The sequence below is a fragment of the Kordia sp. genome, from assembly GCF_965283645.1.
Lineage (GTDB): Bacteria > Bacteroidota > Bacteroidia > Flavobacteriales > Flavobacteriaceae > Kordia.
Window position 1 is genome coordinate 114,719 of the sequence record NZ_CBDIPG010000001.1, and the last position, 26,259, is coordinate 140,977.

General features: G+C 33.8%; 26 protein-coding genes. 19 read left to right on the forward strand and 7 right to left on the reverse strand.

The features are described 5' to 3' along the window. Positions 1 to 2: 2 nt before the first annotated feature. Complete coding sequence (locus ACQ654_RS00530) at positions 3 to 818, forward strand: prohibitin family protein (protein ID WP_430408350.1); 816 nt, start codon at positions 3 to 5, stop codon at positions 816 to 818. Between the two features lie 128 nt (positions 819 to 946). On the opposite strand, the gene ACQ654_RS00535 is transcribed toward ACQ654_RS00530, so the two are convergent. Next, positions 947 to 1,510 carry a hypothetical protein gene (locus tag ACQ654_RS00535; protein WP_430408351.1) on the reverse strand — a complete coding sequence of 188 codons (564 nt, stop codon included), beginning with the start codon at positions 1,508 to 1,510 and terminating at the stop codon, positions 947 to 949. A gap of 43 nt (positions 1,511 to 1,553) precedes the next feature. After that, the gene (locus tag ACQ654_RS00540; protein WP_430408352.1) at positions 1,554 to 2,399 is read right to left on the reverse strand and encodes an OmpA family protein; all 846 of its coding nucleotides are present in this window, start codon (positions 2,397 to 2,399) and stop codon (positions 1,554 to 1,556) included. A 338-nt stretch (positions 2,400 to 2,737) separates the two neighbouring features. On the opposite strand from ACQ654_RS00540, the gene hisG reads away from it, so the two are divergent. The 8 genes from hisG to hisIE all read left to right on the forward strand — a co-directional run bounded on the left by hisG (position 2,738) and on the right by hisIE (position 10,437). Beyond that, complete coding sequence (hisG, locus tag ACQ654_RS00545; protein WP_430408353.1) at positions 2,738 to 3,595, forward strand: ATP phosphoribosyltransferase; 858 nt, start codon at positions 2,738 to 2,740, stop codon at positions 3,593 to 3,595. Next, positions 3,595 to 4,887 carry a histidinol dehydrogenase gene (gene hisD / locus ACQ654_RS00550; protein ID WP_430408354.1) on the forward strand — a complete coding sequence of 431 codons (1,293 nt, stop codon included), beginning with the start codon at positions 3,595 to 3,597 and terminating at the stop codon, positions 4,885 to 4,887. The genes hisG and hisD overlap by 1 nt, the downstream gene beginning before the upstream one ends. An 18-nt stretch (positions 4,888 to 4,905) precedes the next feature. Beyond that, complete coding sequence (hisC, locus tag ACQ654_RS00555; protein WP_430408355.1) at positions 4,906 to 5,952, forward strand: histidinol-phosphate transaminase; 1,047 nt, start codon at positions 4,906 to 4,908, stop codon at positions 5,950 to 5,952. A 77-nt stretch (positions 5,953 to 6,029) separates the two neighbouring features. Then, complete coding sequence (gene hisB / locus ACQ654_RS00560; RefSeq protein WP_430408356.1) at positions 6,030 to 7,163, forward strand: bifunctional histidinol-phosphatase/imidazoleglycerol-phosphate dehydratase HisB; 1,134 nt, start codon at positions 6,030 to 6,032, stop codon at positions 7,161 to 7,163. A gap of 116 nt (positions 7,164 to 7,279) precedes the next feature. Continuing rightward, positions 7,280 to 7,861: an imidazole glycerol phosphate synthase subunit HisH gene (gene hisH / locus ACQ654_RS00565; RefSeq protein WP_430408357.1), complete on the forward strand. Its 582-nt coding sequence runs from the start codon at positions 7,280 to 7,282 to the stop codon at positions 7,859 to 7,861. A gap of 284 nt (positions 7,862 to 8,145) precedes the next feature. Next, positions 8,146 to 8,865 carry a 1-(5-phosphoribosyl)-5-[(5-phosphoribosylamino)methylideneamino]imidazole-4-carboxamide isomerase gene (hisA, locus tag ACQ654_RS00570; protein ID WP_430408358.1) on the forward strand — a complete coding sequence of 240 codons (720 nt, stop codon included), beginning with the start codon at positions 8,146 to 8,148 and terminating at the stop codon, positions 8,863 to 8,865. Positions 8,866 to 8,934: 69 nt separating this feature from the next. Then, positions 8,935 to 9,690 carry an imidazole glycerol phosphate synthase subunit HisF gene (gene hisF / locus ACQ654_RS00575; protein ID WP_430408359.1) on the forward strand — a complete coding sequence of 252 codons (756 nt, stop codon included), beginning with the start codon at positions 8,935 to 8,937 and terminating at the stop codon, positions 9,688 to 9,690. Between the two features lie 147 nt (positions 9,691 to 9,837). Next, positions 9,838 to 10,437: a bifunctional phosphoribosyl-AMP cyclohydrolase/phosphoribosyl-ATP diphosphatase HisIE gene (hisIE, locus tag ACQ654_RS00580; protein ID WP_430408360.1), complete on the forward strand. Its 600-nt coding sequence runs from the start codon at positions 9,838 to 9,840 to the stop codon at positions 10,435 to 10,437. Positions 10,438 to 10,449: 12 nt separating this feature from the next. Here the strand turns inward: hisIE and ACQ654_RS00585 are convergent, their stop codons facing one another. Beyond that, positions 10,450 to 10,878, reverse strand: a complete 429-nt coding sequence (locus ACQ654_RS00585) for a hypothetical protein (protein WP_430408361.1) — start codon at positions 10,876 to 10,878, stop codon at positions 10,450 to 10,452. Between the two features lie 121 nt (positions 10,879 to 10,999). On the opposite strand from ACQ654_RS00585, the gene ACQ654_RS00590 reads away from it, so the two are divergent. Continuing rightward, a complete protein-coding gene (locus tag ACQ654_RS00590; protein WP_430408362.1) occupies positions 11,000 to 11,383 on the forward strand; it encodes a hypothetical protein in 384 nt (127 codons plus the stop codon). 141 nt (positions 11,384 to 11,524) lie between these two features. Next, a complete protein-coding gene (locus ACQ654_RS00595; protein ID WP_430408363.1) occupies positions 11,525 to 12,313 on the forward strand; it encodes a tRNA pseudouridine(38-40) synthase TruA in 789 nt (262 codons plus the stop codon). 54 nt (positions 12,314 to 12,367) lie between these two features. On the opposite strand, the gene ACQ654_RS00600 is transcribed toward ACQ654_RS00595, so the two are convergent. After that, positions 12,368 to 13,669 carry a DEAD/DEAH box helicase gene (locus ACQ654_RS00600; protein ID WP_430408364.1) on the reverse strand — a complete coding sequence of 434 codons (1,302 nt, stop codon included), beginning with the start codon at positions 13,667 to 13,669 and terminating at the stop codon, positions 12,368 to 12,370. 307 nt (positions 13,670 to 13,976) lie between these two features. Here ACQ654_RS00600 and ACQ654_RS00605 point away from each other — a divergent pair, with 307 nt between their 5' ends. The 5 genes from ACQ654_RS00605 (at position 13,977) to ACQ654_RS00625 (ending at position 20,372) form a co-directional block, all read left to right on the forward strand. Continuing rightward, the gene (locus ACQ654_RS00605; protein WP_430408365.1) at positions 13,977 to 16,670 is read left to right on the forward strand and encodes an FAD-binding protein; all 2,694 of its coding nucleotides are present in this window, start codon (positions 13,977 to 13,979) and stop codon (positions 16,668 to 16,670) included. A 14-nt stretch (positions 16,671 to 16,684) separates the two neighbouring features. After that, on the forward strand, positions 16,685 to 18,637 hold the full coding sequence (locus ACQ654_RS00610) for a LodA/GoxA family CTQ-dependent oxidase (protein WP_430408366.1): 1,953 nt from the start codon (positions 16,685 to 16,687) through the stop codon (positions 18,635 to 18,637). Next, positions 18,564 to 19,733, forward strand: coding sequence for an NAD(P)/FAD-dependent oxidoreductase (locus ACQ654_RS00615; protein WP_430408367.1), 1,170 nt, complete (start codon positions 18,564 to 18,566; stop codon positions 19,731 to 19,733). The genes ACQ654_RS00610 and ACQ654_RS00615 overlap by 74 nt, the downstream gene beginning before the upstream one ends. 97 nt (positions 19,734 to 19,830) lie before the next feature. Then, positions 19,831 to 20,007: a hypothetical protein gene (locus tag ACQ654_RS00620; protein ID WP_430408368.1), complete on the forward strand. Its 177-nt coding sequence runs from the start codon at positions 19,831 to 19,833 to the stop codon at positions 20,005 to 20,007. A 125-nt stretch (positions 20,008 to 20,132) separates the two neighbouring features. Then, positions 20,133 to 20,372, forward strand: coding sequence for a hypothetical protein (locus ACQ654_RS00625; RefSeq protein WP_430408369.1), 240 nt, complete (start codon positions 20,133 to 20,135; stop codon positions 20,370 to 20,372). A gap of 9 nt (positions 20,373 to 20,381) precedes the next feature. On the opposite strand, the gene ACQ654_RS00630 is transcribed toward ACQ654_RS00625, so the two are convergent. After that, positions 20,382 to 21,776, reverse strand: a complete 1,395-nt coding sequence (locus ACQ654_RS00630; protein WP_430408370.1) for a hypothetical protein — start codon at positions 21,774 to 21,776, stop codon at positions 20,382 to 20,384. 25 nt (positions 21,777 to 21,801) lie between these two features. Here ACQ654_RS00630 and ACQ654_RS00635 point away from each other — a divergent pair, with 25 nt between their 5' ends. The 3 genes from ACQ654_RS00635 to ACQ654_RS00645 all read left to right on the forward strand — a co-directional run bounded on the left by ACQ654_RS00635 (position 21,802) and on the right by ACQ654_RS00645 (position 25,358). Continuing rightward, on the forward strand, positions 21,802 to 22,104 hold the full coding sequence (locus tag ACQ654_RS00635) for a hypothetical protein (protein WP_430408371.1): 303 nt from the start codon (positions 21,802 to 21,804) through the stop codon (positions 22,102 to 22,104). A gap of 12 nt (positions 22,105 to 22,116) precedes the next feature. Beyond that, the gene (locus ACQ654_RS00640; RefSeq protein WP_430408372.1) at positions 22,117 to 24,615 is read left to right on the forward strand and encodes an Hsp70 family protein; all 2,499 of its coding nucleotides are present in this window, start codon (positions 22,117 to 22,119) and stop codon (positions 24,613 to 24,615) included. Positions 24,616 to 24,677: 62 nt separating this feature from the next. Beyond that, positions 24,678 to 25,358, forward strand: a complete 681-nt coding sequence (locus ACQ654_RS00645) for a DUF2461 domain-containing protein (RefSeq protein ID WP_430408373.1) — start codon at positions 24,678 to 24,680, stop codon at positions 25,356 to 25,358. Here the strand turns inward: ACQ654_RS00645 and ACQ654_RS00650 are convergent. Next, a complete protein-coding gene (locus tag ACQ654_RS00650) occupies positions 25,355 to 25,591 on the reverse strand; it encodes a hypothetical protein (RefSeq protein WP_430408374.1) in 237 nt (78 codons plus the stop codon). The genes ACQ654_RS00645 and ACQ654_RS00650 overlap by 4 nt on opposite strands. Before the next feature lie 98 nt (positions 25,592 to 25,689). Continuing rightward, positions 25,690 to 26,109 carry a glyoxalase gene (locus ACQ654_RS00655; RefSeq protein WP_430408375.1) on the reverse strand — a complete coding sequence of 140 codons (420 nt, stop codon included), beginning with the start codon at positions 26,107 to 26,109 and terminating at the stop codon, positions 25,690 to 25,692. Between the last annotated feature and the right edge of the window lie 150 nt (positions 26,110 to 26,259).

Genomic DNA, 26,259 nt, shown 5'->3' on the forward strand with positions numbered 1-26,259 from the left:
AGATGGATAAAATACCTAAAATTGGAATACCATTGCTAATCATAGCAATAGCCACAATAATACTAATCGCAAAATCAGCGGTAACAATAAACTCTGGAGAAGCAGGTGTTTTATACAAAACATTTGACGGCGGAGTTGTAACAAGTGAGCCACCATTAGGAGAAGGATTTCATATCATTGCGCCTTGGAATAAAGTGCATATATACGAAGTAAGACAACAAGAGCTTTTCGAAAAAATGAAAGTATTATCATCAAACGGATTGGAAATTCAAATTGATGCATCTGCTTGGTATCAACCAGTATATTCTGAACTTGGAAACTTACACCAAACCTTAGGAGAAAACTACTTACAACGTGTTATTCAACCAGCAATTCGAAGTGCGGCACGTAGTGTTGTAGGTCGGTATACACCTGAGCAATTATACTCTAGCAAGCGTGATGCTATTCAGGATGAAATCTTTACAGAAACAAAGAAAATCTTAGAAAAGCAATTTGTTCAGTTAAATGAAGTATTAGTTCGTGACGTAACGTTACCAAATACAATAAAAGATGCTATTGAACGTAAACTAAAGCAAGAACAAGAATCGTTAGAATACGAATTTAGATTAGTAACGGCGGCTAAAGAAGCTGAAAAAGTAATTATTGAAGCACAAGGTAAAGCGGATGCAAACAAAATTTTAAGTGCATCGTTAACGGATAAAATTCTACAAGACAAAGGAATTGAAGCAACCATAAAACTATCAGAATCACCTAACAGTAAGGTAATTGTAATTGGTTCTGGTGATAGCGGATTGCCAATTATTCTTGGAAATCAATAAAATTACACATACAAAATTAAAAAAGGGAAACAGATTTGTTTCCCTTTTTTTATATCTTAAATTCAACAATCTAACTAGATAGAGAGTATAGAGTGAATGCAAAATTTAGGCGACTGAGCTTGTTGAAGTCAACTTTTAGAACTCACTCTCTTACTAAAATCAGTATCACCACCTTTTTTCAAAATGCTTGCCTGACCTTTCCAATCGTCACGTTCAATACGTCCTGGGAAAAAAGAAATCAATTCGGTTACCGTTTGCATATCTTCTGGTGTAAACTTACTAATTTGATCAAACGTATAAATTCCAATCGTATTCAATTTATCTTCAATAAACGGACCAACACCTTTAATGCGTTTCAAGTCGTCTTTCTCAGAAGCATTGGCAATACCAAAGCTATCAAAATTCAATGGAGAATTCTCTATATCAAAAGCAGTATCATCACTTGAACCAACAGCAATTCCAGAGCGTTCACGTGTCTTTACGGCGCGTACACCTTCAGATGGTGCATAACTTGTATTAATAATTTCATTCTTCTTTGATTCGCATTCTTCAAGTAGTTTTTCGTACTTGCGTTTTGTTTTTCGTTTGGAAAAAATCCAGCCAATCAAAAAACATCCAAATCCAATTACGAATACAACAAAATATTCCCAACTAGAAACTGGGGCAAGGTTTTGTAAAAATAAAAGTGGCATATGGTCAATCAGTTGTGTTAGTTAATATTTAGTTAGGTTAGGGTTATTTATAATTAATTGTCGTTATATTAATTTCAATTCGTCTATTCAATCGTTGTCCTTCTATGGTAGTATTTGAGGCTATTGGAGCTGTTTCTCCTTTAGAAGAAATGGTTAATTTTGAAGCATCAATATCTTGCGAAACAAAATATTCCATAACACTTTTTGCACGTTCTTTTCCAAACCACATATTCGCTTCGGCTTCTCCGTTACTATCGGTATGACCAATAATTTCAACACGTTTTGTAGGATGTTTGGCTAAATAATTCTTCAATTCAAGTGCGTATGCATTCAATGTATTATCAGGTTTAAAAGTCTTTGAACCAAAACCAGCATACAAAATTTTAGAAGCAATTCCTTTATCAATAGATTTTATACGTTCGTCTGACATGGTTTGAAACTCATAGGCAAATCCTTTAGTATACGTATCACTATCAAACTTAAAATCACTTTGTTTTGTTTGCAATACAATACGATCTGTATTAATTCCAAAACTTGCTAATGAATTCTTAACAGATTCACATCGCGAAAGCGCAATACTGCCATTTTCATCCTTACTAAAAAAAGAAGTAATCACTAATTCTTCTTTCTGATGCGTATTTAAATGATCAAAATAACTCTGTAAAGGATTTAAAGTGCTGTCTATAATCGATATTTTAGCACTATTTTTCTGAATATAAAACGGTAAAAAAGTAAGTGGTTTTTCAACAGGTTTTGGCGTTACTACTTTTGGCTTTTCTACACCAACTACAGTTGCTACACATAAATTCTTTACTTTACATTCATAGTACTGAAAACCAAAGTAAAGCCATGTGCAAAATAAGACAAAAGCAATAAAAAAATGTTTCATAGAGTGGGCTGGCTAATAACCTTCTAAAAATAGCAATTCATTTTTGATATCACAATCTAAAAAAATAAAAAAAAGTGTATTATCACATATTTTCGATAAACGGCAAAAAAAATAAATTCAAAAAAGACTTGCAGACAATAAAAAATATTGATTACATTTGCATCATCATACAAACAAAATAATGACAATTACACAATTACATCATCATCATTTTCATACTGGCTATCAAGCGAGCTGAGAATGTATTGAAGTAATTTAAAATATATTTAAAACCCGTTTGAGTTCATCAAGCGGGTTTTTTAGTACCCAATTTTTGAATTCAAGCAAAACAAAACAAAATGAAAAAGTTAAAAATTGCTATTCAAAAGTCGGGAAGACTCAACGAAGATTCCCTCAAAATTTTAAAAGACTGTGGTATTTCCATAGATAACGGAATTGATCAACTCAAAGCTGCAGCACGAAACTTTCCACTTGAAGTTTTCTATCTTAGAAACGGCGACATTCCACAATATTTACGTGATGGAGTTGTAGATATTGCCATCATTGGAGAAAATGTATTAATTGAAAAAGGCGCAAACATCACAATTGCTGAAAAACTAGGATTCTCTAAATGTAAAGTCTCGCTAGCCATTCCAAAAAGTGAAACGTACACTTCTGTGCAAGACTTTGAGGGCAAGCGAATTGCAACTTCATATCCTGAAACGGTAAAAGCGTATCTAAAAGAAAAAGGTGTCAATGCAGAACTTCACATCATCAATGGTTCTGTAGAAATTGCGCCAAATATCGGATTGGCAGATGCTATTTGTGACATTGTTTCTAGCGGAAGTACACTCTTCAAAAACAATCTTAAAGAAGTGGAAGTCATGCTACAAAGTGAAGCTGTTTTAGCGGTTTCGCCCAAAATAGGAGCAGAAGAACAACAATTACTTCAAAAATTACAATTCCGAATTCAATCGGTTTTAACGGCTCGAACTTCAAAATACATTCTTCTAAACGCGCCAAACGACAAAATTGAAGCAATTAGCAAAATATTACCTGTATTAAAAAGTCCAACAATACTTCCATTAGCAGAAAAAGGTTGGAGTTCATTACACTCAGTCATCAAAAAAGAAGACTTCTGGGACGTCATTGATGAACTCAAACAAAATGGCGCAGAAGGAATTTTAGTATGTCCAATCGAAAAAATGGTACTCTAATGCAAAAAATATTCAATCCAACACAAACAACGTGGGCAACTATCTTAGAACGTCCAACGCAAACGGTAGATGATATTGAAGCGACAGTTTCGCAAATATTCTCAGAAGTTCAAAAAAATGGTGATCAAGCTATCAAAAAATATACATCTTTTTTTGACAATGTAAAATTAGATGATTTGGTTGTCAGTCAAGCTGAAATTGACTCGGCAAGTCTTGAAGTTTCTGCAGAACTCAAAAATGCCATTGCGATCGCGAAAGCAAACATCACCAAATTTCACAAAGCACAAGAAACAGCAAAAATTGAAATAGAAACGACAAAAGGTGTGCGTTGTTGGCAAGAAAAAAGAGCCATTCAAAAAGTTGGATTGTACATTCCTGGCGGAACCGCGCCATTATTCTCAACAATTCTAATGTTGGCAGTTCCTGCAAAAATTGCGGGTTGTAACGAAATTATCTTATGTACGCCGCCAAACAAAGAAGGAAATGTAAACCCTGCAATATTGTACACAGCACAATTATGTGGAATCACTAAAATATACAAAGTAGGAGGAATTCAAGCCATAGCAGGAATGACATTTGGAACGGAAACCATTTCTAAAGTGTACAAAATATTTGGTCCAGGCAACCAATTTGTAACAGTTGCCAAACAATTGTCCACAAAATACGGAGTTGCCATTGACATGCCAGCCGGACCAAGTGAATTATTGGTTGTTGCGGACGAATCGGCAAATGCAGATTTTGTAGCTTCAGACTTATTAAGTCAGGCAGAACACGGAACAGACAGTCAAGTACTCTTGGTGACTACGTCTGAGAACTTTCTCACGGAAGTGGAAAAAGCAGTAGCAATACAACTTGAAGAATTGCCACGAAAGGAAATTGCCACAAAAGCAATTGAAAACTCAAAATTGATTTATGTTTCAACTGATCAAATTGCCTTAGACTTAATCAACGAATACGGTCCGGAACACTTTATTATTTGTGTAAAAGATGAGGATTTCTATACAAACGGAATTCAAAACGCAGGTTCTGTATTTGTTGGAAACTACACACCTGAAAGTGCTGGCGATTATGCTTCTGGAACCAATCATACTTTACCAACAAACGGATATGCAAAAGCTTATTCTGGTGTAAATCTAGCAAGTTTTCAAAAAAGCATGACGTTTCAAAAAATTACACCTAAAGGAATTCAAAACATTGGAAACGCTATCGAATTAATGGCAGAAGCCGAAGGTTTGCAAGCACACAAAAACGCGGTAACCTTACGCTTACAAGAGCTAAAAGCCAACAGCTAAAAGCAAAAAGCTACGAAAATGAAAAACATAGAGAATCTCATCAGAGAAAACATAAAAACGCTCAAGCCATATTCTTCTGCAAGAGACGAGTACAAAGCTTCGGGAAGCAAAATGGTATTTTTAGACGCGAATGAAAACCCATATGAAAATGGTGTCAATCGCTATCCAGATCCAAAACAAAAAGATGTAAAAGTCGCTTTAGCAAAAGTAAAAAATTGCAATCCTGAAAACATTGTATTGGGAAATGGAAGTGACGAAATTCTCGATTTGATTTTCAGAGCGTTTTGTGAACCTAAAGAAGATAACATCATCATTTTGCCGCCAACATACGGAATGTATAATGTATTGGCAGGAATAAATGACATAGAAACCAAAGAAGTATTACTGTCAAAATCGTTGCAACCAAAAGCTGATGAAATCTTAAACATTGCGGACAAAAACAGTAAAATATTGTTTCTATGTTCGCCAAACAATCCTACGGGAAACAGTTTTGACAACGAAACTGTAGAAAAACTACTCAAAAATTTTAATGGAATTATAGTGATAGACGAAGCATATATAGACTTCTCTGGTCAAGAAAGTTGGTTGAATCGACTAGAGGAATTTCCTAACCTTATCATTACACAAACGCTCTCAAAAGCGTATGGAATGGCAGGTATCAGACTAGGAATCTGTTATGCTTCGCTCACTATTGTTGACATTTTAAATAGAATAAAACCGCCATATAACGTAAATTTGCTTACACAAGCACATGCGTTGGAGCGTATTCAAGACACAGCTGGAGTTCAGTTAGAAATTGATCAAATTAAAAAAAACAAAATACAACTGATAAAAACGTTAGAAACGGTGAATTACATCACTGAAATCTATCCATCAGATGCAAATTTTGTGCTAGTAAAAGTGGATGATGCAAACGTTCGTTACAAGCAACTCATTGAAAAAGGAATTGTAATTCGAAACAGAACCACGCAACCTTTATGTGAAAACTGTTTGCGATTAACGGTTGGTACGAAGGATGAGAATGAGAAATTAACAAAAGAACTTTTGTTAATTTCGAAATCCTGAACTTGATTCAGTGTCACACAAGAAAATAAACTAATAGATTCCTGCGAAGGCAGGAATGACAAAAGAGCGTATAAGCTATGCAAAAAGTACTATTCATAGATCGTGACGGAACGATCATCAAAGAACCTGCAGACGAGCAGATAGACAGTTTTGAAAAACTAGAATTCTATCCGAAAGCATTGTCTGCGTTGCGAAAAATTGCAAACGAACTTGATTTTGAGTTGGTTATGATTACAAATCAAGATGGTTTGGGAACTGCAGTATATCCTGAAAATACATTTTGGCCAGTTCATAATTTCATTTTACATACACTTAAAGGTGAAGAAATTGTTTTTGATAAAATTGTCATTGATAGAACTTTCGCCAAAGACAATGCGCCAACACGTAAACCAAATACAGGTTTGCTAACGGAATATTTTTCTGAAGCGTATGATTTGAAAAATTCGTTTGTCATTGGAGATCGTTTAACAGACATTGAATTGGCAAAAAACCTAGGTTCGAAAGGAATTTATATCAATGATGAAACATTCCTGGGAACAGATGAGATTACAGTAAAACGTTCTGAATTAGATGAATACATTGGTTTAGAATCAAATGATTGGGATGAAATTTACGCGTTTTTAAAAGCAAAAGAACGCAAAGCTTCACTAACTCGTAACACGAACGAAACGAAAATTCAAATCGATTTAAATTTGGATGGAACGGGAAAATCAAACATTGAAACTGGAATTGCCTTTTTTGATCATATGTTAGATCAAATTGCACGTCACGGACAATTGGATTTAGACATTACTGTAAAAGGTGATTTAGAAGTTGATGAACATCACACCATTGAAGATACGGCAATTGCCTTAGGAGAAGTATTTGCAGAAGCTTTAGGAAACAAACTAGGAATAGAACGTTACGGTTTTTGTTTGCCAATGGACGATTGTTTAGCACAAGTTGCGATTGACTTTGGAGGAAGAAATTGGCTTGTTTGGGAAGCAGATTTCAAACGTGAAATGATTGGTAAAATGCCAACAGAAATGTTCTATCACTTTTTCAAATCGTTTACAGATGGCGCAAAAGCGAATTTAAATATTAAAGCAGAAGGAACAAACGAACACCACAAAATTGAAGCAATTTTTAAATCGTTTGCAAAAGCCATCAAAGCGGCTGTAAAACGTGATGTTGAAAAAATGATATTACCATCAACGAAAGGAATGTTGTAAAATAGTAGTGAGATATTAGTAGTGGGAATCTAGATGTAAACTTCGACTTCGCTCAGTTTCTTGGTTTTCAAGCTAACAATCTCAATACTAAAACCTCAATACTCAATATTAAAAAAATGAAAGTAGTCATCATAAATTACGGAGCAGGAAACATACAAAGTATCAAGTTTGCGTTACAACGATTGGGCGTAGAAGCTGTGCTAAGTAATTCTGTGGAAGAAATACGAAACGCAGACAAAGTTATATTTCCAGGTGTAGGCGAGGCGAGTAGTGCCATGAAAAAATTACGCGAAAGTAAGCTAGATATTGTCATTCCAACGCTAACACAACCTGTTTTAGGAATCTGTTTAGGAATGCAATTAATGTGTAATATTTCAGAGGAAGGAAATACAAAAGGTTTGGGAATATTTGATACAGATGTAGTTCGTTTTTCATCAACAGTAAGAGTGCCACAAATTGGTTGGAATACAGTTAAAAACTTGAAAAGTCCATTATTTAAGGGAATTCAAGAAAATGAATATATGTATTTGGTTCACAGTTATTATGCTAAAAAATCATCAGAAATCATTGCAGAAAGCGAATATGACATCAAATATGCTTCTGCTTTGCAAAAAAATAACTTTTATGGTGTTCAATTTCATCCAGAAAAAAGTAGCAAAGCTGGAAGTCAATTATTGCAAAATTTTCTAAATCTGTAAAAAAGTCATAAAATGTTAGTATTGCGAATTGAGAAGCGTCACTTCGAGTAAATTTGTACCGCAAATTTGTATCGAGAAATACTTTGAAATTATAAATGTAAAATACTGAATGTAAAATACTGAATGTAAAATGTAAAAAGATACTTTCTAAGACTAAGACTGAAAAAATAAACGTAAGAAGCGCATAAGTTTACGAGTTTTTCCTTTGAAATAAAACAGAAAGTAACAACTTAACACAACACACAACAAGTGAGTAAAACAAGCCATAACCTCAATACTAAACAATGAGAATCATACCAGCAATAGATATCATCGACGGAAAATGTGTACGTTTATCCAAAGGTGATTACGATACAAAAAAAATATACAACGAAAGTCCGTTAGAAGTGGCGAAGCAATTTGAAGATGCAGGAATTCAATACTTGCACATGGTAGATTTGGACGGCGCAAAAGCCAAACATATTGTCAATTACAAAGTATTAGAACAAGTTGCCACACAAACAAATCTGAAAATTGATTTTGGTGGCGGATTAAAATCGAATTCAGATTTACACGTTGCGTTTGAAAGTGGCGCAAAGCAAATCACAGGTGGAAGTATAGCGGTAAAAGACCGTGAACTATTTACACAATGGATTCAAAAATATGGACGCGAACGAATTATTCTAGGTGCTGACGCAATGGACGAAAAAATTGCAATTAGTGGTTGGCAAGAAGAAAGCAATGAAGAATTGATTCCTTTTATTCAAGAATATCTAAAAAAGAACATTCAATATGTAATCTGTACAGACATTGCAAAAGACGGCATGTTAGAAGGTCCATCATTTGAATTATACAAAAAAATAATAGCAGAAAGTGACGACAGACTTAAATTAATTGCTTCTGGCGGAATATCAACTTTTGACGAATTACCGAAACTAAAAGAACTTGGTTGTGAAGGTGTTATCATCGGAAAAGCGATTTATGAAAACAGAATCTCGCTCAAACAACTCGAACAATTATTATAATTATCATTCCTGCGTGTCATATTGATCGCAGTCAAAATGCAATTAAAACTTAATCATTTAACTAAAAAAATGCTCACAAAACGAATCATTCCTTGTTTAGATATCAAAAACGGACGCACGGTAAAAGGTGTCAATTTTGTAAACCTTCGTGATGCTGGTGATCCTGTAGAATTGGCAAAAATTTATGCTAATGAAGGTGCAGACGAACTCGTATTTTTAGACATTTCGGCAACGGAAGAACGTCGTAAAACATTGCAAAAACTTGTATTAGATGTAGCATCACAAGTAGATATTCCATTTACAGTTGGTGGCGGAATATCGTCTACGGAAGACGTTGACCGCCTATTACAAGCTGGCGCAGACAAAGTTTCTATCAATTCTGCGGCAGTAAAACGACCAGAATTAATCAATGAATTGGCATCAAAATTTGGAAACCAATGTATTGTGGTGGCAATTGATGCAAAACAGATTGATGGCGAATGGATTGTACATTTAGTTGGTGGAAAAGTTCCAACAGAATTAAATCTATTCGATTGGGCAAAGGAAGTAGAAAAACGTGGCGCAGGTGAAATATTATTCACATCGATGGACAATGACGGAACAAAAGATGGATTTGCCAATGAAGCGTTGGCGAAATTATCAGAAATCGTAAATATTCCAATCATTGCTTCTGGTGGCGCAGGAAATATGCAACATTTTAAAGATACTTTTATAAAAGGAAAAGCAGCTGCAGCGTTGGCCGCAAGTGTATTTCATTTCAAAGAAATTGGAATTCCAGAATTAAAAGAGAATTTAAAAAATAATGGAATTAACGTTAGAATATAGGTTTGAAATTATAAATGTAAAATGCTAAATTTTAAATTAAAAAGTATTTTCGAATAAACGAATAAATTTTGAATGTCACATCGAGCGCAGTCGAGATGTAACAAAACAATTCAACAACAAATAAACGAGCAATCTCAATACTAAAAAATGAACATCAATTTCAATAAAAATAACGACGGATTAGTTCCTGTAATCATTCAAGATACTGCAACCAAAAATGTATTAATGCTGGGCTACATGAATGAAGAAGCGTACGCGAAAACGGTAGAAACTGAGAAAGTAACTTTCTTTAGTAGAACCAAACAACGATTGTGGACAAAAGGTGAAGAAAGTGGCAACTTCCTGAACGTAGTAAGCATTCAAAATGATTGTGATGAAGATACATTATTAATCAAGGTACACCCTGCTGGACCAACATGTCATAAAGGTTCAGATACGTGTTGGAATGAGGAAAATATAATGTCATACGGTTTTCTAAGTCAACTCGAAAATACAATTCAAGATCGCAAAGAAAACAAAGAAGATGAAAAAAGTTATGTGGCTTCATTGTTTCGGAAAGGCATGAACAAAATTGCACAAAAAGTAGGAGAGGAAGCTGTAGAAGTGGTCATTGAAGCAAAAGACGATAATGACGATTTATTCTTGAGCGAAAGTGCAGATTTGTTATTTCACTATCTAATCTTACTACAAGCAAAAGGTTTCAAACTCAATGATATTGTGAATGTGTTGAAAAATAGAGAGAAATAGTTAATTCATAAATTAAACAATTGTTCCTACCCAAACACCGCCAATCATCGTAAGCATACTAAATGCCCATTTTTTAGTTTCATCATCATACTTTTTAGATAAAATTACAAACAAACAGACGATTAAGAAAAGTAATGAAACTCCAATTTTGATCATGTTATTAGTATTTCGAGATTCTAGTTCTTGCAACTGTATCTGATTCTTAACTTTTTGAATTTCAATTTCTTGCTTTTTTTCTAGCAACATGATTTGTTCTTCTATACTTAAAGTTGACTCATCTTTTGAAGAATCCGATTTGGTATCACTAAAAGGTGGATTATGATCAATATCGCCATTGCTTGGACTAAAGGATTGGAATAATAAATTATCTACATCAACGCTGACAAAAAGAATCATACCAACAATAAAAATGGAAAGAATAATGCTTGATTTCTGTATCATAACTATGGCTAATTTTCTTAAAAGTAGTAAAAAATAAAATCATTAATAGTGCAACAATCACAGGAAAATTCCCCTTTTTATTAATTTTAAACTATTATTGCACTGTCTTTAGTACAAAACTATGTTCGAACAATTATTTTACAAAGCAATTCTGAGCTACAAAGCACAAGTAAAAAAGCGAAAACACACCAAAATAATTTCGTTGGCAACGTTTTACATTACGTTCCTTCAACTAAGCATTTTATCTGTACTTTGTATTGTTTTGGTAAGAGCAACAAATAGTAGTTTTTTGCAATTTTATGAGATCTATACACCTGTATTTTATATAGTTTTAGCAGGAATTGTATTGTACATATTTAATGCGTTGTATTTCAATGGGAAACGTATGTTACAAATTAAAAATAAAGCAATTAAAGATAAAATAACCGCAACTGATATTTGGAAACTTTGGATAATTCCAATCGTGATATTTGGTTTAGGTTTAATCTTACTTAAAGCAACCTAGAAAAGTTGAAATGTTATACTAATATTGAGATTTAAGTAGTACTAACTGCGAAGTTTCAACGCAAACAGGTACAGATTATATCTAGAAACATATCGACAAAAGACAAATCAACAAATAACGAACAAACAAATCAACAACACTTTGAGACGCAAACGTTATTACTATCTCATAACCTTACAATACTTAGGGTTTCGTTACCACGGATGGCAAAAACAACCTGATGTAAATACGGTACAACGCATGACAGAACGAACCTTGGCATATGTATTTGGACATAAAAACTTCAAACTATTAGCTTCCGGAAGAACAGATGCAAAAGTATCCGCAAACGAAATTGCTATTGAATTATTTCTTGATAATGAAACGCTAGATATTCCTGAATTTCTACCACTTTTCAATCAAAACTTACCACAAGATATTCGCGCAATAGCTATTACGGAAACGGATGAAAAATTCAACATTATCCAACATCCGAAAGTAAAAGAATACATCTATCTATTTGCATTTGGTGAAAAATACCATCCGTTCGCAGCACCTTATATGACAAATGTTTTAGGCGATTTAGATGTTGAACTCATGAAAAAAGGAGCAAAACTCTTTGAAGGAAATCATTACCTAAAAACCTATTGTTACAAACCAACGGAACACACGGTTTTAGAAGGTGAAATTGAATTGTGTGAAATTGTTGAAAATGATATCTACACGGCAAACTTTTTTCCAGAAAAAAGCTATGTATTGCGTGTACAAGGTGCAGGATTCAAACGTCATCAAATCCGCATGATGATGGGAACATTGATTCTATTAGGAAAACACGAACTCGATCTAGACTTCATCCAACGTTCGTTATTACCAGATTCTATACTTGAAGTCAACTACATTGCACCAGCTTCAGGGTTGATGTTGAATAAAATGACGTTCAAAGAATTGTAAAATAATTATGTGCTAAATTTTAAACAATAACATTATTTCACTTACAAACTCACACTAATATCTTCTCCTTCTAGAATTTGATTTTTTCTTCTTAGCAGAGTTATCCGTAGTACTATTCGAACTTTTTTTCTTTTGGCTTCCGCCAGAATTGCCTCTTGACGATTGTTTCGCGTTCGATCTTGAGCGTTGTCCACGTTCTTGCTTTGGCGGCGGCGTATAATTTGGATCTGCTTCAAAACCTTCAATTTCTTCGGAAGGAAGCTTTTCACCCAGCAACTTTTCAATTGCTCTTACATATTCATATTCTTCAGCAGAAACCAATGAAATGGCTTCACCACTTGCGCCAGCTCTACCAGTACGTCCAATTCTATGAACATAATCTTCTGGAACGTTTGGCAACTCATAATTAATTACATGTGGCAACAACGGAATATCCAAACCACGTGCGGCAATATCGGTTGCAACCAAAATTCTGATTGTTCCTTTCTTAAAGCCGTCCAATGCTTTGGTACGTGCATTTTGTGTCTTATTTCCATGAATTGCGGCCGCACTAATATTTTTAGAAATCAACTTCTTAGTCAATCGGTTAGCGCCATGTTTAGTTCTCGTAAATACCAAAACTTGACTCCAATTACCATCAGAAATCAACTTAATTAACAACTCTGTTTTTCGTGGTTTATCAACCTTATATACTTTCTGATTTACCTTTTCGGCAGTAGTATTTTCTGGTGTAGCTTCAACCGAAACAGGATTGTGTAAAATACTTTGTGCTAACTTCTTAATATCTTTTGAAAACGTTGCAGAAAACAACAAATTCTGTCGCTTCTTTGGCACAAGATCAATTACACGTTTAATATCACGCAAAAATCCCATATCCAACATTCTATCAGCTTCATCTAATACCAATATTTCTACTTTAGCTAATGACAATGCTTTCTGACTGTGTAAATCGAGCAATCTTCCAGGTGTAGCCACTAAAATATCAACACCATTTCGTAGCGTAGCAATCTGTGGTTTTGCATTTACACCACCAAAAATCACGGTTGAGCGAATATCTAAAAAAGTACTATATTCTTGTACGTTCGCGTAAATTTGAGCAGCTAATTCGCGCGTAGGCGTTAAAATCAATGCTCTAATTGGTCTTCTACGTAAAGGTGATTCTTGTGATAACAATTGCAACATTGGCAAGGTAAAACCTGCTGTTTTTCCAGTTCCTGTTTGTGCAGATGCCAAAACATCTTTGCGTTCTAAAACTAATGGAATTGCTTTTGCTTGAATGGGAGAAGGCGTTGTATATCCTTTTTTGCTGATGGCGCGTAATAAGGCATCAGATAGTCCTAATGATTTGAATGACATGAAAATTGTTTATGAAATGACAATCTCTATGTAAAACCTCATTTCTGGTTGAGCTGGCAAGGTACAACCATTTTTTCAATAACGATTGATGATTTGTAAATACAACTTGTTAATTTATCAAACCTGTTATATCTGGCTGTTACTATTCAATCTTTATGCTATAATCTAATCAGCGTAACGATTTTTATTTTTTGTCGAACAAAAGTGGCTATAAACCTAAAATCACGTACAATTACGTATTGTTTATCTTACAAATTACTTTTAATTTTCCATCTTTAAAATACCAACCAAAAACCAAATCTTCTTTATGAATCACTCTTTTAAATTTTCAGGGTTAACTAACTTGACCGACAGTGAGTTAAGTAAAAATAACTTTCAATCTTCCAATTTTACGCTACAATGTTGGATACAAACTTCAAAAGCTGGCGAAATTGTTTCCAAGCATACAAACGAAACTTCTTTTTCTTTAAAGGTAAACGCACATGGAAACATTGCCTTCTCAGTACAAACGGAACAAGAAACACGCACCATAACGGCCACAAATATTTCTGTTATCGATAACGAATGGTATCACATAACAGCCGTAAAAACGGATACATTTCTATATCTATACATTAATGATTTAGACGTTAAAATAGAAAATAGCACAGAAACAATTAATATAGAAAATCAAGCAGATGTATTCTCTATTGGCGGAACTTCGGATGCGAATTACTTTAATGGAAACATCAGTCAAATTGCTGTCTGGAACAAAGCATTACTTGGAAATGAAGTCACACTAATAACTGAAAAAGAAGACATTACGCGCGCTTCTGGACTCATTAAAATAGTAAATTTCATTGATGAACGCACTGATACTGCATTGCCAGATAATTTAGGGTTGTCTGTAACCATAAAAATACGAAACACTTCATTTGAAACGCTAACCCTAAAAAACTCTGAAAACTATTTAGACACTATTCCAACAACAATTGAAGTTGGTAAAGAAGAAACAATTTTCTTAACAAGTGGCTTATTTTCGGTGATCAATCGTGAATTAAAATATGAAAACAGAGGCGGAAGCACCACAATCACTGTTCATAAAAACCTAAACAGATTCAATACGGTAATTACTGCGGTATCTGAAAAAGATTTAGTGGACGATTTAACAATTAAAGAAAACCTGCCTTTATTGGCGAAAGCCGAATTAGTCATTGGTGAAAATATGGTTGTTGTCAACATGCGAAATGTCTACAACTTTCTCAACGGATTGCGCGGTTACCTCAATTGTGATCAAATACAAACGCCAGAAGGCAATCTAATTGATCAAATAGAATACAACAAATCGAGTCAAGTATTCAATCGTAGATTTCAAAAAAAACCGTTTGCAATCATTTATTGTGAATCTACTGAAAATGTGCAACGTGTATACAAAGACGCTATTGCAAACAATTTACCAATTAGAGTACGATCTGGTGGACACGATCATGAAGCGGAATGTAGTGGAACAGATGTAATTTTACTAGATTTGACACGCATCAATCATGTTGTGGTAAGTCATAACAAAAAATATGCACGTATTGGACCTGGAATTCGTTTCAAAGATTTAACACCACAACTTGCTTTTAACGATGTCATGATTCCACACGGAACATGCGCGACAGTTGGTGTTGCAGGATTTACATTTGGTGGCGGTTGGGGACCGTGGACACGAAAACACGGAATGAATTGCGAAGGATTAGTTGGCGCAACAGTTGTACTTGGAAATGGAGAAATTGTAAAGCTTCAAATGGAAGATAGTGACAAAAAAGATTTGCTTTGGGCACTAAAAGGTGGTGGCGGAATGAGTTACGGAATTGTAACCGAATTACAGCTAAAAGTATTCCGATTGCCTAAAAAACTCATCAAATTTGAATTGGAATGGAATCCATATGATAAAAATGATCAGTCTGTTTTGACAGGTGATAAGCAAACAAAAAAAATATTGCAAGCGTGGGAAGATGTAATCATGAATAAAATTAAATCTTCTCCAGATGATGGTTTTACAAATGATCAATTAATTGGAACGAATTTAAAAGTTTCTGGAAAACATTTGCAAGGCGATCCAAACGATTTTAAACCTGAAAATGAAATTCACAACTGTATTATGTATGGTTATTGGAGTGGCTCAGAAGAAAGTTTAATTGCTTTTGTAAAAACATCGTATGCACATATTTTACCAGAAGAATTACGCGTAATTGGAAAAGGCGGACAGCGTTTAGACTATGCAGACGACGGTTTAATGAGTGAATGGGATAGAATTTCATACAGTGCCATCAGTAGAAATATTCAACTTGAAGAACGTGATACAATGGCAAAAAAGGATGCAAATAATTCAGTAAAAACACATGAAGAAACCTATGACAGAATCTACAAAATAGCGGAATCTGTTGCAAATAATAGCGAAATGGACACCGTTTCAAATATATTTCAACTGTCATCAACCAAAAAACCCTTACCGCCAGATTTAGATGCGCCAGCACCACACAAAATAACCTCTCGTTTTGCTGATAAAGATGGATTAGGAGACAAAGGAGCAAACCAATTAATCAGTTCGTTAACATCAAAATTAATCTTAGATGAGAACCGTCTATATGGCTTATTTACGTATATTACGTTAGGTGCAATCTCTGGTGAATTTTATGATAATATGTCGGAAGAAGCAAAAAAACGAAGCGCATTTCCATTCAAAAACAAATCATACACCATTCAATACCAAACATGGTGGAACACAGAATTGCTTCAAAAAGAGCAGGAGCAAGACAACAAAGTATACAACAGAACAAACCGAGCGTTAGATTGGATGCAAGTATGTCGCGATTATGAAATAGAAAACTCAGGCGGCGCTTTTATCAGTTTTAAAGATGCATCCATTCCAACAAAAACATATTTTGGAGATAATTATGATGATTTAATAAAAGTAAAAAAGAACTACTCCAAAGATCCATTAAATCATTTCCGAACTAGAAAAACAATTATATAACCAACTTTAAACCTATGAACATTAAAGACATTAGTAGCGTAGCAATCTATCCTCCAATTGGAATTGCACGTATTGGAAACTCAAAAAAATATTTTTTTGCACCAGACATTCCTGGTGTAGAAATTCCGCCAAAAGGTGGTTATAAAGACAAAAAAGGACGTGTAAAAAAACAAGTTGCACGTTTCAGAATCTATGCTTTTGATAAAAATGGCAAAGCGTTAGGCGAAATCACAGAAACAAAAGAGAATAGCATTCATTGGCGTTTACAAGTTGCAAATGTAAAATCTGCTTGGTATATGTTTAACAATGCCTTAGATTTACCTGGTGCTGGAATTCCGTCTGCATACAGAAATGCGGATGTGTCCGATAGAGATCAATTGGCAATTTTACCAACTCCAGTGAGTATTACAGGAAAAAATACTAAAGGAAAGAAGTATGATTTTGATGATGGAGAATTCTTTGGGAAAAAAGTAAAACTTGGCTATGTTGAAACGGATGAAGACGGACGTTTGCTATTTTTCGGTGGTGATGGCGATTCTGCTTCAAAAAAGAACAAACCTGCAATCACCTTTGCAAACAACGAAGGTTGGCATGATGATACTTGTGATGGAGTTGTACGTGCGACGGTAACTATTGATGGAAAAGAATTTCAAGCAACACCTGCAAATGTTGCCGTAACACCGCCAAACTTTGGGCCAGGATTGTACGGAGTCGTTACGATGAATGATGTTGTACAAGATTTATTCATTCGTGAAATGAACTATCCAGATGCAGCAGCAAATGGTGTTGTGTTTTACGAACACATTTACCCAATGTTAGCACGAATGACAGATACACAATGGGTAAACTCAGGTTTCTTTATGTTATTTGGAAAAAATTCACCGTCCGACTTTTCAAATCCAGAACTAGTAGAAAAACTTTCGGATCCTTCCGATAAAAACAAAACACTACGTGAACGTGTATTTGAATGGTTTAGAGACCCAGATTCAAACGAATATACACCCGAAAAAGTACCGCCATTTTATGGTGATGGTTTTGGTGAATATGAAAAAATTGCCATTGTTGATTTACCAATTACACGAACACAATACGCTCGTTTAAAATGTTGGGCAAAAGGAGATTTCAAAACGGGAAAACCTCAAAAATATGTTCCGTTTGAAGAATTATCGCCTGAAGCACAAATAAACGCATTAAATCAAGCACCAATGGAAGAATGTTTGGGTGGTCCTTTTCATCCAGGAATTGAATTAACATGGCCAATGCGTGTAAAAGAAATGTGGAAAAAACCCTATCGTCTAAATGTTGTTGACGAAGGAGAACCAACCGATTTAGATTTTGGACCATTACTATCGCCAGCGATTGCTTTAGGAAAAGACGGACCATTGTCCAAAAGTGGTCCAGGATCATTAACACGTTGGTTAGGAGTTCCTTGGCAAACTGATGAAGCAAGTTGTTTGTCAGGTTATGATGTAACAACATACTTGCCTTTACCATCATTTTGGGCGGCACGTGTACCAAATCAGGTATTGAGTGAAGATAGTTACAAACGTAGTATTGAAGCTGGAAACTTAAACATAGCACAACGATTGAAGCATTTTGATTACCGCCAAGATTGGTTGCGTGATTTAGGAACGGTATATCAAAAGAAAATAAATCATATGATTGCTGAATGGCATGAATTAGGAATTATTGTTAAAACAGAAGATAAAGCGGCAAACAACAAAGAAGGATTTTTGCCAGATACAGTTTGGAAAGAAACTGGACGTAAATTTGGAGAACAAGATCCTACATTTGCACAAGTAATAAGAGCAGAAACCATCACGGATGGCTTGGATAAGAAAGCTAGAAAAGCCGCTACTGACATAGTTGGTTTAGGAACCGAAAATGTATTAGATGCAGCAAAATCTGCTTCACATTCATCTGATAGCAACCGTAAAAGAAGAAGATTGTCGCGTGGCGAACGATAAACACACATATCAAGTATTAATAGTTGGTGGCGGTCCTGCAGGAATCGCCACCGCTATTACATTGCACGCAAAAGGAATTCGTTGTTGTGTTGTGGAAGCACATACAACTCCAATTCGGAAATCGGGAGAAGCCATTCCGCCAAATGCAAAACCTTTGCTCAAACAATTAGGAATTTTATCATTAGTTGAAGATGAAAAACACAATGTATATTATGGAAATAAAAGTTGTTGGGGAAGTGATCAATTGGAACAAAAAGAATTTATTTCAGATCGGTTAGGACATGGTTATTTACTAGATCGATTGTACTTTGAAACACAATTACAAGAGGTGTATCAACATACAAACTGTCCGTTTTACAAAGGTTTCAAGCTTAAAAAAGTAATTTCTGACAAAAAAGAAGTCATTGCTACTATTGAAAACGATTCAGAAACCTTAACACTAAAAAGTCAATTTATCATTGATGCAACTGGTAGAAAAGCATCCGTTTGTAGACATTTAGGCATACAAAAAGAAAACTTAGATGCACAATTTGCCATTACATTCAACGTAAAACTTTCAAACGAAATTCCACATGAAATCATCGTTGAAGCCACTGAAAATGGTTGGTGGTATGTAGCACCTTTTACCAAAAAAGAAGTTACAATGATGTTTTTTACGCTCAAAGAGTTACTTCCCGCTAAGGAAAACACCGCAATATTTCTTCAACACGAATTGCAACAAACCATTCATCTTTCAAAAATTATTAAAAACATACCAATTGAACATTGTAAAATAATGCCCGCAGGCACAAGTTGTTTACAAATTCCTTTTGGAAAAAACTGGCTTGCTGTTGGTGATGCTGCATATTCTTTTGACCCAATATCTTCCTACGGAATCACGTCTGCATTGGCTTCTGGCTTTTATGGCGGACATGCTGTAGCAGATTTTTTACATGGAAAACAAGAAGCATTAGATGTATACAGATATGTTGTAGAAAATGCATTTCAAGCGTATATACAAAAACTAATTGCACATTATGAGTTGGAAAAACGATGGGAGCAAAGCTACTATTGGACAAACCGTTTGGCAGTATTCAATTCAGAAATACCTTCATAAACAGCAAATTGATCGTCTTTTATACATCACGACTATCAAATCTTTCAAAATATCATCTAACGGATTAGTTTTAAGTACACAATTAAAACTGAGGAAGATGAAAAAAAAGAAAATCAAAAATTTATCATTGCGCAAAAAGAAAATTTCAAATCTTGAAGATACAAATCTAAAAGGAGGAACTATTATACCATCGTTGATGTTTCCTTGCATTTCTATAGATTGGTGTCCATCATTACATTGTTCAGAAGGTCGATTATGTACAGCAGTTCCGTAATTGTCATATACATGACGCGTTAATTTATAAATAGCTGCATGTGTTGGTGGCTTTCTATAAAATTATAAAACAATAGAGTTAAAAACGAGCTATAATGCTTGTTTTTTTTATATTTGGATGTTGCAATGAGACAGATTTTGGGAAATTTAATATTTACAGGAATCGGTTTTATATACTTATGTATTCGCCATAGAAACCGAGAAAAAGTAGCTGAAGCCAAAAAGGAAGAATACGAAGATCGATATGCCGTAGCTGGTATGAAATTCGTATTGTCTGTCATCGGTATCATATTCATGACTTTCCTTGTAATTGCTTTGCTAGGAACAATTTACATCATCATCACAAGACCACCTGCGGCAACGTAACTATACAAGTTACAATTTGCTTTCCTTTGTAGGGATTCCATTTACATATAAGCTTTTATCAGAAGTGATATAAATTTTGCCATCTTTTTGTGTAAATACTATATTTCCGCGGCTTTCAAACTGCAAACTAATAATATGGCGCGCATCTTTATACAGTTCTAAAAATCGAGGCGCTACGTCATATGCATTGTATCGTTTCGGAATATATTGTTCATTACTATTGAAAAGTGCTAGTTTCTTTCCTATATAAAAATGATTTAACGAAATGCAATTCTTCGCTATAGTATCTCCAGATTTTACTAAAAAACGATACGGAGTTTTATCATAAATTTCCTTTGCAAAAACATCATTTGATAATACAATAATATCATATTCTGTTTGATTGATGAATTGCTTTTTTCGTGCTAAAAAACTATCATTTTCGCCACCTTTTATATATTCTAAAGGAAACGGATTGTCGCCGCTTTCAAACAACGAATCTACATATTTAATATTTCGCGCTTGCGCAGGATCGAACTCAGTTAAAAATCCACGCATAGACTTTGTAAACTCTACCTTTTTTGCTTGTTCTTTGTTTCTATCTTTTTCAGCCGAACTAGAAATATTATAGATAATTGCACTTATGATAAGTACTGCAAAACCAATTAAAAAGTAACTGATAAACCTAAAATCTTCCAACGCAAGTTTGCGCTCAATTTTCTCTTCAATATTCTTAGGCTTTGTAGATAACCAATGCAATCCATTTCCTAAAATTTTAAAAAACACAACAATTCCCGGACCGCGTGTCGTCGCAATATTTAGCGAGTATTTAATACTTAAACTACGAAAATATTTTACTTTTTCATTCACGCCTTCATCATTCAATTTTTCGGTAAGTGCAAAAAATGAATCTTTATAAATAGGCGAATCATTAATGATTTTATCTAACTTGTTGGTTAAAAAATCTATCTTTCCATCTGTTTTTCTACGAATCAAATTAATAACCTCATCAGGAATTACATCTTTGTATAACAACATTTTAGTAACAGGTTGGTATATTTCCTTGTTAAAATAATAGTTGATACTATCTGTAAAATCTTCTGTTAAATACTTCGAAATAAACGAAACAATTTCTTGCGCATCAAAACCTTCCAATTGTACCGTTACATTTTTCTGCATTTTAGCAAAGCTACGTGTTAACAAATGTTTCAAGTTGGGATTGGCAAACAAAAAACGAACACCTTCTGGATGTTCTTTTAATGAATTTAAAAACACATTAATTGTCGTCGCTTTAAAATCAGGATTTACTTTTTGTTCAACTTTTAAAAGCTTTTCAATACGAATAAGGTCTTTTTCGGTAAAATTTTGAAGTTCAATATCTGGAAGTAATTCCGTAGCAATTTTTAGAGATTTTATATAGCTCATTAAAGAATGTTATGTATTTTGGGTGATGAAAACAAAGACTATGATTGCGCTTATCAACCAAATATATGAAATAAAACGAAAATCTATTGAGAATGAATACGATTCTCTAGAACGTAATTTAGACCGTATTTTTTACGAACTTACTGAAATGGGGTATCGCATCGAAATTCCGCTAAAACAGAAGTATCACGAAACAAATACGGCTGTAGAAGCAAATTTACTTACCGATAACGCATCAACTATTGTAAAGGTTTTAAAACCAATTATTTATAAGAAAGAAGACGATACATTCAGTTTGTTACAAAAAGGAATTGTCATTGTCGGATAAAATAAAATACGCTTGAAAAATATAAATATAGGAATCGATTTAGGAACAACAAATTCGGCAATTGCCGAATACACAAACGGAAAAGTTACCGTACATAAAAACCCTGTCGGATTTAGAGAATTACTACCTTCAGTAGTTTCGTTTCGAAAAAATAGAACGCTTATAGGCGACAAAGCTAAAGAACGTTTTTTGGTAGACGCAACCAATACGTTTGCTTCTTTTAAACGCGCAATGGGCTCAGATAAAAAATACCATGCGGCTTTGCTTGATACCGAAGTTTCTCCAATAGATTTATCAGCAATGATTTTGGGCGAGTTGAAAAACTTTGTCATGGAATCGGAAGTGAAATCGGCAGTTGTCACCATTCCTGCATCGTTTAACACGATTCAATCCAATGCTACCAAAGAAGCCGGACTTGCCGCAGGATTTGAAGAAGTTGCGTTGTTACAAGAGCCAATTGCGGCGTGTATAGCATATTCAAACGTACAAGAATTGGAGCTTGAAGAAGCGGAAACATGGTTAGTATACGATTTTGGCGGCGGAACATTTGATGCAAGTTTGGCAAAAGTTTCAGACAGATCACTTGAAATCATAGATCATAAAGGAGATAACTTTTTAGGAGGTGTCGATTTGGATTTGCTCATCATACAGAAAATCATATGCAAAGCTGTTGAAAATGAATTTCCTGAACATGCAGATTTATGGAAAACGATGATTTCTTCAGAAGATATCAATTATAAAAAGTTGTATTACGAATTTTTGTTCAAAGCAGAAGAAGCAAAAAAAGAACTTTCGATTCGTGAAAAAACCTTTATCGAAATTGAAAATGACGAGTTAGGCCTTTTTACTACGATTGAATTTTCAAGAGAAGATTTTAACACACTCGTAAAACCAAAATTTGAAGTTTCATACACATTAATTGAAGAATTACTAGAAGAGAATTCGTTGAATTTTACTGATATATCACGAATCATTATGGTTGGTGGAACAACGTACATTCCGTATGTGCGACAAGAATTAGCCAAGCGAACCAACATTGTTTTAGACACCAATATGGATCCCACACAAGCCGTGGTTATTGGCGCGGCGTACTTTGCAGGAAACAAAGAATCTGGTTTGGAAGTTGAAGAAAAACCAAAAGAAGGTGTTGTTCGATCTAAAGTTGATGTTCAATGGATTTATGAAAATCAATCAAATGATGCAGAAGAATTATTGGTTGCTTTATTTGATGGGAAAATGGAAGGTTATTACCGAATTACTAGAAATGACGGTGGTTTTGATACAGGAACAGTTCGTTTTCAAAATAAAATTACAGAATTTCTTCCGTTGATTTCAAGCGCAAAAAATATCTTTTCAATTCAACTATATAACAATTACAAAGAATTAATTGACGAAAACAATGATATTGCTATTTCCCAAGGCGTGTACAATGTTTTGGGACAACCGTTGCCAAACGATATTTGTATTGAATTAGACAGTCAAGATGGAACATATTTAGAAGAAATCTTTAAAAAGAACGACATTCTTCCATTATCAAAAACGATTTATAAATTGGCGTCAAAAACCATTCTAAAAGATTCTGATGATACGTTGATTATCAATATTTTAGAAGGTTCTGTGCGAAATTCGGTGGCGAGTAATTTACCAATTGGTTATATTGAAATTTCTGGACAAGACATTACATTAGATATCATTAAAGGATTGGATATTGAAATTAATTTTAAAATATCAGAATCACGTGATTTATCTGTAAATATTTTTATTGATGCGATTAATTTACGACTCAAACAAGTCTTCAATCCGAATCAATATATTGTTAATTTTGAGAAAACTATTCTTGAAATTAAACAGTATACAGAAACGATTCAAAATGAAATACAAGATAAAAAAACAACTAATTTTAGACTCAAACATGAGTTGAAAACATTGGAAAATGATTTGATAAATCTCTACGGAAAAGCAATTGAATATCAACATGATACATTGACTGAACAGAAATATCAAATTAACGAAACCAAAAGATTACTCATTCAGAAATATGATAAGTTAGTAACAAACAGGTTATTACTAAAAGAAATTGAAAAATACACCTTGCAAAAAGAAGTTGTAGAAAGTGAATTTGATACAATGTCAGAAGCTCAAAAGCAAGAGTACCGAAAAATTATTGCGAATGAAAAAGAATACTTATACGCTGGAAATAAACAACTAATTGCTAAAAAAACAGAAGATTTAGAAGCATTGCGTGACAAAGTTTTTGTGAATTCTGATGAATATTATTATGAATTCTTTTATTTCTTCAAACATAGTAGCAAATTGCGAAGTCATATAAAAAAAGAGCAGAAATTTGAAAGCGATCTTGTCAAAGGAGAACTGGCTGTTGCATCTAAAAATGTGCATGAATTAAAATATATCCTTAATGAATTATATGCAAATTCAGAATCTTATTTCCTAATGAAAAATAATGGAGAAAAAAGCTCTATTGACAATGCTGGACGATTGGGAATCAAATAAAGACTCCTATTTTTATTTTCAGTGCTGTAAACAATTTTGTAGTTTAGTAAAAAACCAATACAATGAACGAAACAATCCCAAGAGAAACGTTTTCTTTTTTAAAAAAACTGAATAAAAACAACAACCGCGAGTGGTTTACAGAACATAAAAAAGAGTTTAAGGAGATTGAAAGAGAAGTAAAGCAATTTTACAATCAATTAGGAGAAGAGTTGAATAAACATGACCAAATTGATAAAGTAAAGGTATTTAGAATTTATCGTGATGTTCGTTTTTCAAAAGACAAAACACCATACAAAACGCACTTTGGTGGCAGTTTTCACCGAATAAAACCGCAACTTCGAGGTGGTTATTATTTACATATTGCACCCAATAATGAATCGTTTATTGCTACAGGATTTTGGGAACCGCATAAGGATGATTTATTAAGAATTCGTAAAGAATTTGAAATAGATGATACAGAAATTAGAAAAATTATCTCTAAAAAATCATTCAAAGATGTTTGGGGAGAATTTGAAGGTGATGAAGTAAAAACGGCTCCAAAAGGATTTAGTAAAGAACATAAATCCATTGATTTAATTCGGAAGAAACAATTTATATTTACTAAGAAATTTACAGACAAAGAAGTGACTTCGGCTGGTTTTATGGAAGAAATTAATGTGTATTTTAAAGCAATTCGCCCATTTTTTAATTATATGAGCGAAGTGCTAACTACCGATTTAAACGGTGTTTCTTTACTTGATTAAAAGTCATTACAGATATCATCGCAAAATGAAAAACAACTATCGTTTACTGTTGCGATATCACATTTTTGACCATTACGATCTTCAGATGTTTGAATAATATCATCACACTGGAAATACGAGTACACTGTACAAACTATAGTGCTAATTGTAATAGTTCCACCAGTAATTGTTTGTTCTAAATTTGAAATAGTTTGTTTTCTCAATTTCAAATTGTTTAGGTTTCTTTTTTTCATGGTTATAAAAGTTTAAATTACTCTTAAATATATGAAAAAAAACTTACAAAATTAGCTTAATTATCTAAAAAACAACTAATTAACGTTTATTCGTCTTATTATATAACTGCGCTAAACATCACATTTTTTTCAAAAAGAAGTATATGATCTTTCAAACGTTCTGTTACAATATTCATCATGCGTTTGTTTAGTGAGGACGAATTTTCGATGTATAAATGATATTCTTCTAACGTAAACTGACCAATGATCATTCCTTTTAGAGAATTTCGAAACTTCATATCTTTTTGAATTGCATTTTCAATATACAACAAGCGTTTTTCTGTGGATAATCCGTGAAATACATTTTTATGTTTTTGAATATAATTTCGAAAAGAAGCAATCAATAAAGGACTTTGAAGCTTAATTACAGGACGCAATGTTACATTTTGAAAGCGTTCGTCGTTGGACATATTAGCTGAAATTGACTTTGGGGAAATGTGTGGTCTCGCTTTAACCAAATCGTTTTCTCGATCGTTCATGACAATAAGTTTTATTAAAATTAAAAATAATACGCTTGCTAATGAACAGGTTATCAACAACTTGTTAACGTACTTATTAACAAGATTAAAAAGTGCCTTGATTTATTATTTCATGTAGGAAATCCGTATTTTTATGGTTTAATTTACCAT

Excerpts from the sequence above, each read along its gene's own strand:
- ACQ654_RS00530 (WP_430408350.1), top strand. The coding sequence starts at position 3 with ATGGATAAAATACCTAAAATTGGAATACCATTGCTAATCATAGCAATA.
- ACQ654_RS00535 (WP_430408351.1), bottom strand. The coding sequence starts at position 1,510 with ATGCCACTTTTATTTTTACAAAACCTTGCCCCAGTTTCTAGTTGGGAA.
- ACQ654_RS00540 (WP_430408352.1), bottom strand. The coding sequence starts at position 2,399 with ATGAAACATTTTTTTATTGCTTTTGTCTTATTTTGCACATGGCTTTAC.
- hisG (WP_430408353.1), top strand. The coding sequence starts at position 2,738 with ATGAAAAAGTTAAAAATTGCTATTCAAAAGTCGGGAAGACTCAACGAA.
- hisD (WP_430408354.1), top strand. The coding sequence starts at position 3,595 with ATGCAAAAAATATTCAATCCAACACAAACAACGTGGGCAACTATCTTA.
- hisC (WP_430408355.1), top strand. The coding sequence starts at position 4,906 with ATGAAAAACATAGAGAATCTCATCAGAGAAAACATAAAAACGCTCAAG.
- hisB (WP_430408356.1), top strand. The coding sequence starts at position 6,030 with ATGCAAAAAGTACTATTCATAGATCGTGACGGAACGATCATCAAAGAA.
- hisH (WP_430408357.1), top strand. The coding sequence starts at position 7,280 with ATGAAAGTAGTCATCATAAATTACGGAGCAGGAAACATACAAAGTATC.
- hisA (WP_430408358.1), top strand. The coding sequence starts at position 8,146 with ATGAGAATCATACCAGCAATAGATATCATCGACGGAAAATGTGTACGT.
- hisF (WP_430408359.1), top strand. The coding sequence starts at position 8,935 with ATGCTCACAAAACGAATCATTCCTTGTTTAGATATCAAAAACGGACGC.
- hisIE (WP_430408360.1), top strand. The coding sequence starts at position 9,838 with ATGAACATCAATTTCAATAAAAATAACGACGGATTAGTTCCTGTAATC.
- ACQ654_RS00585 (WP_430408361.1), bottom strand. The coding sequence starts at position 10,878 with ATGATACAGAAATCAAGCATTATTCTTTCCATTTTTATTGTTGGTATG.
- ACQ654_RS00590 (WP_430408362.1), top strand. The coding sequence starts at position 11,000 with ATGTTCGAACAATTATTTTACAAAGCAATTCTGAGCTACAAAGCACAA.
- ACQ654_RS00600 (WP_430408364.1), bottom strand. The coding sequence starts at position 13,669 with ATGTCATTCAAATCATTAGGACTATCTGATGCCTTATTACGCGCCATC.
- ACQ654_RS00605 (WP_430408365.1), top strand. The coding sequence starts at position 13,977 with ATGAATCACTCTTTTAAATTTTCAGGGTTAACTAACTTGACCGACAGT.
- ACQ654_RS00610 (WP_430408366.1), top strand. The coding sequence starts at position 16,685 with ATGAACATTAAAGACATTAGTAGCGTAGCAATCTATCCTCCAATTGGA.
- ACQ654_RS00615 (WP_430408367.1), top strand. The coding sequence starts at position 18,564 with ATGCAGCAAAATCTGCTTCACATTCATCTGATAGCAACCGTAAAAGAA.
- ACQ654_RS00620 (WP_430408368.1), top strand. The coding sequence starts at position 19,831 with ATGAAAAAAAAGAAAATCAAAAATTTATCATTGCGCAAAAAGAAAATT.
- ACQ654_RS00625 (WP_430408369.1), top strand. The coding sequence starts at position 20,133 with ATGAGACAGATTTTGGGAAATTTAATATTTACAGGAATCGGTTTTATA.
- ACQ654_RS00630 (WP_430408370.1), bottom strand. The coding sequence starts at position 21,776 with ATGAGCTATATAAAATCTCTAAAAATTGCTACGGAATTACTTCCAGAT.
- ACQ654_RS00635 (WP_430408371.1), top strand. The coding sequence starts at position 21,802 with ATGAAAACAAAGACTATGATTGCGCTTATCAACCAAATATATGAAATA.
- ACQ654_RS00645 (WP_430408373.1), top strand. The coding sequence starts at position 24,678 with ATGAACGAAACAATCCCAAGAGAAACGTTTTCTTTTTTAAAAAAACTG.
- ACQ654_RS00650 (WP_430408374.1), bottom strand. The coding sequence starts at position 25,591 with ATGAAAAAAAGAAACCTAAACAATTTGAAATTGAGAAAACAAACTATT.
- ACQ654_RS00655 (WP_430408375.1), bottom strand. The coding sequence starts at position 26,109 with ATGAACGATCGAGAAAACGATTTGGTTAAAGCGAGACCACACATTTCC.